This is a genomic window from Devosia sp., assembly GCF_041917035.1.
Classification (GTDB): Bacteria; Pseudomonadota; Alphaproteobacteria; order Rhizobiales; family Devosiaceae; genus Devosia_A.
On sequence record NZ_JAYRYM010000304.1, the window covers coordinates 1 to 3,896 of the forward strand.

Here is a 3,896-nt window from a genome sequence, read left to right on the forward strand (position 1 = left end):
TCGTCCGGCGTCTGGAACGCGTCGGAGTAGACGTAGCCGCAGCCGAAGCGGAACTGGGTCGGGATCTGCCACATCCAGCCCGCTTCGTGCGCCCAGGCCCGGGTGTAGTTCGGAATCTCGTCGCCCGGCTTGATGTCGAGCCAGAAGGGCAGGGCCCGGTTGACCGGCAGCTCATGCGCATAGCTGATCCAGGGCGCGTCGAGTTCACCCACGATCAGGCGCTTCCTGAACCCGGTCGCATCGATGAAGAAATCACCGGCAAGCCGCTCGCCATCCTCGAACAGCACCGCCGTCACATCGCCGGTCTCGGCATGGCGCTCGACCCCGGTCAGCACGTTGTCGACGATCGCGACGCCGTCCGACTTCGACTTCAGGAACTTGCCCACCAGCGACTGGTCGAAGTGATAGGCCGGCAGGAACGGGCCGAGCGGCAGCAGCGAGCCGTCGTCCTTCAGCGCCCACGGCGCCTTCTTCTTTTCGAGCAGGGGACCGAACAGGTGCATGTCCTGCACCCTGTGCCCGGCCGAGACGGCATAGACGTTGAGATAGTCCGACGGCGCTCCGGCTGGCGGCTGCACCACCATGTGCGGATCGTCGATCGGCCCGTAGTAGGTGAAGCCCTTCCGCCGCCAGTCCTCGTGCCGGATACCGAGCTTGTAGGTCGCCTCGGTCTTGCGGAAGAACTCGAAGATGTCGATGTTGAAGTGTCTGAGGAACACGTGAAACGCCGCCGTCGTCGCCTCGCCCACGCCGACCGTCGGGATCTTCGTCGACTCGACCACGCTCACCCGCGCGTCGAGCTTCAGCCGCCGGATCGAATCCTGGATGATGAACGCTGCGATCCATCCAGCCGTCCCGCCGCCCACGACGACGAAATGCGCTTGCCTGGCCATGCTCTCCTCCGCTCCCCGGCAAGGACTAGAGGGCAGCGCGCATGGGCGTGCAAGCAGCGAAAGCAGACGGAAAGTCCGGAAAGCTAAGGAGGCCTACGGAGAAGGCGGCGGGACGCTCTGTCCCTCAAGAGCCCGGTCAAGTCTCGCAACCAGTTCTTTCGAGAACTCCTGCAGGTTCACGAAGAGGCCCGCGTCCGGGAAGACGTCCTTCTTGTCGGTTGTGCGCAGCGCCCTAATCACCGGACCCTGGTCGCCTCCATATCCGAAACTGCTTAAGAGCACCCCACTGCCGCTGCGATCAACGTGCTCAATCAGCTTGTTGCGAACATCCCTCACTCCCACTGGTTTGAAAGGGCCGATGCTCATGAGTTCGCTGGTGGCCCCAGCGCAGCGCCAGGCGATCAAGTAGGTGCACTCAGTGATGATCTCCAGCTCGTCTTCAAGTGGGCCGAGACGCGTTCCGACTTCTGCACCGTGCTCATTGACCCAGGCATGAAACTCATCCGGCGACAAACCACTTGGCGGTCGCTGCACAGACGCGACCTGCCCAAGCAGTTCGACCGCTCTCCCTAGCAACCAGATGGTTTGACGAAGCCGCTTGTACGCCTCAATGCCGATTTCGTTCTTCGTGCCATTGAACTGGATGTCTGCCCACCGGTAGTAGTCCAGGAGCCTGCTGTAAGCGGCCTCCATCAGTCTGATGGTCGTCTCGCCAGATGCCTTCCCAAGGTCAGAGACCTTCGTCAATTCCGCCTCCCCGCGAAACAGCTCAGCATACCGCCAAGCGGCAATCTGCTTTGCCCATTTGCCTTCTGGCTCCGACGAGGGCCTGTTCGCGCCTACCCGATCACCCGCCAGTGCTCCTCGCGCGGCGCCGTCGGGCGGAAATCGTAGCGCGCCTTGCCGAGCGCGTGCAGCGTCGCCCGCTCGATCAGTGAGAACTCCTCCGGATTGTCGCGGTTGAGGTTCATCGGCTCCCTGAGCACCACGGGCGGGTTGGTCATGAAGCGGACATTGCCGGAGTGGTTGTTCGATGATGCGTGCAGCATGAAGGGATGCAGGATGATGAAGTCGCCGGTCTCGCCGGTGACCTCGACGAACTCCTGGCACTGCGCGATCAGTTCCCCGAACGCGTCGCCGTCATTGGCGACCCCCTCGGGATGCTCGGCGAGGTACTTCGCCACCACCTTGATCGAGTCCGGCGCAATGAAGGTTCCGCCGCCCTGGTGCACGACGTCCGACCAGTAGACGATGGTCAGCAGGCCCTGTTCGCGGCTGTCGAGGAAGTGACGGAAGAAGCTGCCGTCCTTGTGCCAGCCGCCGGCCTCGACGGAGGGCCTGATCCACGGCTTGTCGGCGCCGCGCCGGAAGTTGACGACGAAGGCATCCGACCATTCCGTCGAGTCGATGGTGGTGAAGTGCTGCGATTCGATTTCCATCACGCGATGGTCGATGCGATCCTCGCCGCCGGTCACGTCGCAGAGCGCGCCCCAGGCCCTGGGCGAGATGTCCTTGATCGCCGCGATATTGTGCCGGTCCATCCAGACGATGTCCTTGGTCCAGGTCGAGCGATCCTGCGGATCGTAGCCCAGCCGGGCATAGGCCTCGTCGGTCCAGCGCTTCGCGAGGTTGCGATCGAGGCAACCCTTGATGCGGACGTAGCCGCGCTCGATGAAGTGTTGGGCCTCGTCGGGGGTGAGGACCTGAAACTGCTTGGCGACCATGTCGCTGACGTCCTTTGCTGCGGGCTGGCGGCGACCGGATCGGCCACCGGGCCGATGGATAGCGTCCCGGCCGGGGACGCGGCAAGCTGCTCTATCGGATCACCGTGCCCGCCTCGTCGAAGCGGTAGATGAAGCGGTCGTGCGACGGGCTGATCCACAGGGTGGATCCGGTGTCGTGGTACACCTCGCCGAACAGCCGCACGGTGACCATCCCCGCGGCTTCTGTGGAGAGATAGACATTGGTGTCGGCGCCGAGGTGCTCGACATGCTCGACGCGGCCCGGCCAGCGCCCGCCGTCCTTGGCCAGCAGCAGATGCTCGGGGCGGATGCCGACGGTCGTCGCGCCACCCACTCCCAGCGCTCCGGCATCGAGCAGGTTCATCTGCGGCGAGCCGATGAAGCCGGCGACGAACAGGTTGGCCGGATTGTTGTACAGCTCCATCGGCGAGCCGATCTGCTCGATCCGCCCGGCATTCATCACCACGATCTTGTCGGCCAGCGTCATCGCCTCGACCTGGTCGTGCGTCACGTAGATCATCGTCGCCTTGAGGTCGCGGTGCAGCTTGGCGATCTCGAGGCGCGTGTGCACGCGCAGCGCCGCGTCGAGGTTGGAGAGCGGCTCGTCGAACAGGAACAGCTTGGGTTCCCGCACCACCGCCCGCCCGATGGCGACGCGCTGCCGCTGCCCGCCGCTCAGCTCCGCCGGCCGGCGCTTGAGGTAGGGATCGAGCGCCAGCATGCGCGAGGCCTCCGCCACCTGCTTCTCGATCTGCTCGTGCGGCGTGCCGGCCTGCTTGAGCCCTGCCGACATGTTGTCCTTCACCGTCAGGTGCGGGTAGAGCGCGTAGGTCTGGAACACCATGGCAATGCCGCGCTTGGCGGGCGGCACCGCGTCGACCCGCTCGCCGTCGATGCGGATTTCGCCTCCCGTCGCGTCCTCGAGCCCCGCGATGATCCTCAGCAGCGTCGACTTCCCGCACCCGGACGGCCCGACGAAGATGACGAACTCACCGTCCTCGACCTCGAGATTGATGTCGTGCAGCACCTTGGTGGCGCCGAAGGCCTTGTTGACGTGGTTGATCTGCAGGGAGCCCATGTCAGTCCTTCTCCGTCTCGAAAGCCGCGGCGGCGGCACACCCCTCCCCAACCCTCTCCGTCGAGGGGAGGGTGCCCGCAGCGGTGTGTGGGGAGATGTTGCCACGAACGCGGAGCGGCACCTCCCCCTTGACGGGGGAGGATGGGAGGGGGTGGACCCCAGGCTCGAAATCGAAATGGTTCA

Annotated in this window: 5 protein-coding genes; all 5 read right to left on the reverse strand. The window is 64.8% G+C overall.

The window, feature by feature from the left end; genetic code table 11:
* The coding region (locus ACE3TU_RS19905; RefSeq protein WP_374627406.1) for a tryptophan 7-halogenase at window positions 1-893 on the reverse strand (893 nt) is incomplete at its 3' end.
* A gap of 93 nt (window positions 894-986) precedes the next feature.
* Complete coding sequence (locus tag ACE3TU_RS19910) at window positions 987-1,640, reverse strand: hypothetical protein (RefSeq protein ID WP_374627408.1); 654 nt, start codon at window positions 1,638-1,640, stop codon at window positions 987-989.
* A 92-nt stretch (window positions 1,641-1,732) separates the two neighbouring features.
* A complete protein-coding gene (locus ACE3TU_RS19915; protein ID WP_374627410.1) occupies window positions 1,733-2,617 on the reverse strand; it encodes a phytanoyl-CoA dioxygenase family protein in 885 nt (294 codons plus the stop codon).
* Window positions 2,618-2,708: 91 nt separating this feature from the next.
* Window positions 2,709-3,713 (reverse strand): ABC transporter ATP-binding protein, encoded by a 1,005-nt coding sequence (locus ACE3TU_RS19920; RefSeq protein ID WP_374627412.1) that lies wholly within the window; start codon window positions 3,711-3,713, stop codon window positions 2,709-2,711.
* A 1-nt stretch (window position 3,714) separates the two neighbouring features.
* Window positions 3,715-3,896: hypothetical protein (locus ACE3TU_RS19925; RefSeq protein WP_374627414.1), on the reverse strand; the 182-nt coding region annotated here is incomplete at its 5' end.

Excerpts from the sequence above, each read along its gene's own strand:
- ACE3TU_RS19915 (WP_374627410.1), bottom strand. The coding sequence starts at position 2,617 with ATGGTCGCCAAGCAGTTTCAGGTCCTCACCCCCGACGAGGCCCAACAC.
- ACE3TU_RS19920 (WP_374627412.1), bottom strand. The coding sequence starts at position 3,713 with ATGGGCTCCCTGCAGATCAACCACGTCAACAAGGCCTTCGGCGCCACC.